Genomic DNA, 4,025 nt, shown 5'->3' with positions numbered 1-4,025 from the left:
CCAACATCGCCCGAGCCACCCGACGCGCCAACCGCCGCCCCCACGACCTCATCAACGCCATCACCATGAGTGAAACAACGACCGCAAATTGTGATTGTTTCACGCAATAGCCCTGGCCCGCAGCTTCTCTCGGGACGTGCATTCGCGCGCGCGGATATTGCCGAGGAGCCTTGTGGGGCGAGTGATGCAGAAGCTGGCCCGATTACTGCATTTGCATTAATTTGGTTAGTGCATTACATTAACTACTATGAGCGAAGACGAGACACGACGCCGTCCTGGACGTCCTCCTGCGGGTGGGCCGACTCCAACGCGATCCCTCCGCCTGGGTGACGTTTACGACCAGGCCCAGGCACGCGCCAGGCGGCGCGAGGAGACCCTCACCCACGTCGTCGAGCAGAAGCTCGCTGACTATGTTGCCAATGACCCAGCGCGTGAGCTTTACGACGCGTCAATGGCCAAGTTCCTCGTGGAACACGCAAAGCGAGAAGCGTGGGAAATTGAGAGCGGAGTCCTCGCAACGCCTTCGACGCTTCCCCGCGAAATTCTTGCTCCCTGGCGGCATGCACTTGCTCAGGTGCGGCTGCTACGGGAGCAGTATCGGATGCGTGGGTTCGAGCCGCCGGAGCCGCCAGAACGGATGCCCTGGTTCGACGAACGCAGAGTGGAGATGAAGACAGAAGGCGACAATGTCTTCTGGGTACAGACCGAGGCGCCGAAAGGCTCGCGCTTCGCGTAGGGTCAATGGCCGCGCACTCTCATGCTGCAGTCTGCGTGCCGGGTTCAAGATCATGCGTATCCGATAGTTGATCGACGTCATGGTCTTTTTGGTCTGCCGCAGGCCTCTGATCCAGTTTTCGGTGTTGCGGATGGGCGGCGGGCTGCGTCGGAGGCCGGTGGTGGTGAGTCGGGGCGGTCGCGGAGCGCGGCGGGAGTCTGCTGGGCGGCGAGCTGGGCTGGTGTTGCACGGATGCGGATCGCGATCGCGGTGGCGGGTTCCAGGTCCAGCAGGGCGGTGATGGATTGTTGTGGTCGTCGGCCGTCGAGGACGTCTCGGATGGTTTCCGTTGGCCAGGAGGCACTCGAATGGCCGATCACGAGGATCCGTGCGTTGGCCGGGCGGATGTGGTTGATGGCGATCGTGCCGCCTCGGACGGATGAGGTGCGTGCGGGCTCGTCGGTGGAGGTCAGTGGGGTGAACCAGGTGGGTCCTGCGGCGTAGGCGTTGACGGCGCCGGCCCAAGCGATCGAGATGTGGCCTGCTGGGTGTGATTCCGGGCTGGTCAAGACCGCGATGGCGGCGTCGCCGCGGCCGGTGCCGGGCTGGGTGAAGCGGGTGTTGACGGCGGTGCGGGCCAGTTCGATGGCGGCGTGCGGGCCGACGGTGAGGGCGGTGCGGGCGGCGACTTCGGCGGCGAGGCGTGCCGCCGCACGGTCTCCGGGGCTGTCGGTGACGCCTTCCGCGAGTGCCCAGGCTGTCCGGCCGGTGCGCGGGTAGTGGTGGACGCGGACGGCTGCTGGCCTGTCGGGTGGGCAACGCATGGCGTACTCGTGCCGGGCTGCGGTGAGGTCGGGGAGCCGCGGTGCAGGCCGCGCGATCGGCTCGCGGCTGTACGGTGGTGGGCCGGTGCGCGGTGGGGGCGTCGCGGGCGTCGGGTAGACCGCTTCGAGGACCGTCAGCGGGTCCAGGTGCAGTTGCGCGGCGAGGTCTGTGCAGAGCTGGGCGGCGCGGTCGGTGTCTCGGGCGGCGATGTCGGCGAGGAGTGGTGCGACGTCGTGCAGTGCGGCGAGGCTTCCGGGGACTTCGTCGATGCGGTGTGCTCGGAGCCGGTGTTGGGTGAGGTGCTCGGCGAGCGGCCGACGATATTGCTGTACGTAGGCGTTAGCGGCGTCGCGGCCGCGGACGACGAGTTCCGCGGGATCGGTGCCGGCCGGTAACGGCAGGACTTCCAGCGGCCCCGGCCAGGTGCGTAGGTGGGCGTAGGCGCGGTCTGCTGCGGCCTGCCCTGCCGCGTCGGCGTCGAGCGCCACGATCAGCGGCGTTCCGGGCGCGATCGCTGTGGTCAAAGCGGTGACGTGCTCGTCGGTAAGGGCGATCCCGCACGGAGAGACAGCAGCAACCGGTCCGCCGTCCACGGTGAGTCTGGCTGCGGCGACCGCGTCAGCAGGACCTTCGACCAGCAGGACCGCTGCTGGAGGCACGTCGCGGGTGGCGAGTTCGGCGAGGCCGTGGAGGTGGTCGCGTTTGCGGTAGGTGGGGGTGGTGGCGGTGTTGCGGTATTTGGGTGCGCCAGGCCAGTCGGAGACGTCGCGGCCGGTGAACGCGATGATCGCGCTGTCGTGTGCGCGGCGGATGGGGAACATGACGCGGTCGCGGAAGACGTCGATGAGGTCGCCGGTGCGGGAGGTGGTGATCAGGCCTGCGGTGAGGAGTTCGTGGTCGGTGTAGCCGGCGTTGCGGAGGTGGTCGCGCAGGGCGATCCAGGATCGGGGTGCGTAGCCGAGCGTCCAGGGCGGCTGGTGGGCGGTGGCGGCGATGATGCCGCGGCTGGTGAGGAAGCGGATCGCGGGCAGAGCGTTCGGTAGGTGCTGGCGGTAGAAGCGGGCGGCGTCCTCGTGTGCGGCGATGAGCCGCTCGGGTGCGGGCTGGTTCATCGCGGTTCCTCCGGGAGCCAGGGTGTACGCGGGCCGATCAGGGCGTGGAGCCGTTCGCGTTCCGCGGCGTCGGAGATAGCGGTGATGGACGCGGCGGTGTCGTCGGTGAGCCCTGCGGCGTCCGGGCCTCGGAACCAGGGTTGCAGGTCGATGAGCGCGGGCCGGATGCCGGTGGCGAGCAGGATCGCGGTCCCTCGGGCGAGCGCGCGGACGTCTTCCGGTCCGAGGATCCGCTGCCGTCGTACCGAGACCTGCCGTGAGGTGTGCCCGGTGGGGTCCCGAGTGAGGGAGAGCGTGGCGACGTCGTGTTCGCCGATGAGCGTGGAGATGTCTGCGGCGAAGCGGGGGTCGTCGGCTCCGGCACCGACGAGTTTGATGGTGGCCGCACCCCAGAGCGTGGCCATGCCGCGTTCACCCCATACGGTGGTGCCCTGCTGGTAGGTCTGCAGGATGGTGACGAGGCTGATTCCGCGTCCGCCGAAGTGTGAGTACAGCTGGGGCAGGTCGGCGAGCGGGCAGATGTTCGCGGCTTCGTCGAGCATGCACAGCATCGGCGGATCAAGCCTCCCGCCGGCTGCTTCGGCGCGGCGGACCGCGTAGCGCATGATCTGGTCGGTGAGTGCGGCCACGAGCGGCCCGGACGACCCGGCGCCGTCCTTGGACAGCAGGTAGATGGTGTCGGTGGAGACCGGGAACGCGTCCGGGTTGAACTGCGGCAGCGGCTCGTCCGGGGCGTTGACCCAGGCCATGATCCGCGGGTCCTGCAAGCATCGTGCGGCGGTCCGTGCGGTCTCGTAGATGCCGTCGCGGGTTTCGGCCGCGCCGTGTTGACGGCCGCGGAGTGCGCGGGCGGTTTGTGGGTAGCCGTGGTCGAAGAGCAGGCCGACGGGTTCGTCGTCGGTGGCGTCGGCCAGCCAGGTCTGCACGTCGTGCATTCCGCCGCTGGCGCGGGCGGCGGCCAGGAACAGGCTGGCGAGGAGGTCTTCGGCGGCGAGGAGCCAGAAGTCCTCGCCGCGGTCGCGGCGCATCGGCTGGATGAAGTGCGCCGCCATCCGGGCCGCGTCCTCGACCGTGGCGATCGCGGCGAGCGGATTCCACCACCAGCCCTGGCCGGTACGGGTGATCGCCTGCGGGTCGAACAGCCACACCGTTCCGGCCTGGGCGCGGCGGTGGTGGGTGGTGGCCCAGACGTCGGCGCGGTTCGAGGTGGCCAGGACCGGGCCGGGCGCGCCGAGGATCTGCGGGACGGCGATCGCGGTGGTCTTCATCGCCCGCGGCCGAGCGTGTCGGAAGGTCTGTGTAACGGATGTGTAGATTATCCGTTATTGCCGGGTTTCGGCCTGGTGGTGCAGACAGGATCATGATCATGACGC

General features: G+C 68.7%; 3 protein-coding genes. 1 reads left to right on the top strand and 2 read right to left on the bottom strand.

The window, feature by feature from the left end; all coding sequences use genetic code 11:
* Positions 1-247 precede the first annotated feature (247 nt).
* Positions 248-736 (top strand): hypothetical protein, encoded by a 489-nt coding sequence (locus ACIA8K_RS41205; RefSeq protein WP_396068957.1) that lies wholly within the window; start codon positions 248-250, stop codon positions 734-736.
* A gap of 77 nt (positions 737-813) precedes the next feature.
* Here the strand turns inward: ACIA8K_RS41205 and ACIA8K_RS41200 are convergent, their stop codons facing one another.
* Complete coding sequence (locus tag ACIA8K_RS41200; protein ID WP_396068956.1) at positions 814-2,652, bottom strand: toprim domain-containing protein; 1,839 nt, start codon at positions 2,650-2,652, stop codon at positions 814-816.
* A complete protein-coding gene (locus ACIA8K_RS41195; protein WP_396068958.1) occupies positions 2,649-3,968 on the bottom strand; it encodes a type IV secretory system conjugative DNA transfer family protein in 1,320 nt (439 codons plus the stop codon). The genes ACIA8K_RS41200 and ACIA8K_RS41195 overlap by 4 nt, the downstream gene beginning before the upstream one ends.
* Between the last annotated feature and the right edge of the window lie 57 nt (positions 3,969-4,025).

The sequence above is a fragment of the Catenuloplanes sp. NPDC051500 genome (assembly GCF_044454585.1).
GTDB lineage: Bacteria > Actinomycetota > Actinomycetes > Mycobacteriales > Micromonosporaceae > Catenuloplanes.
This window is presented reverse-complemented; position numbering and strand designations above follow the sequence as displayed.

Bases quoted from the DNA above. Each gene is read 5' to 3' on its own strand.
- ACIA8K_RS41200 (WP_396068956.1), bottom strand. From the start codon at position 2,652: ATGAACCAGCCCGCACCCGAGCGGCTCATCGCCGCACACGAGGACGCC.
- ACIA8K_RS41205 (WP_396068957.1), top strand. From the start codon at position 248: ATGAGCGAAGACGAGACACGACGCCGTCCTGGACGTCCTCCTGCGGGT.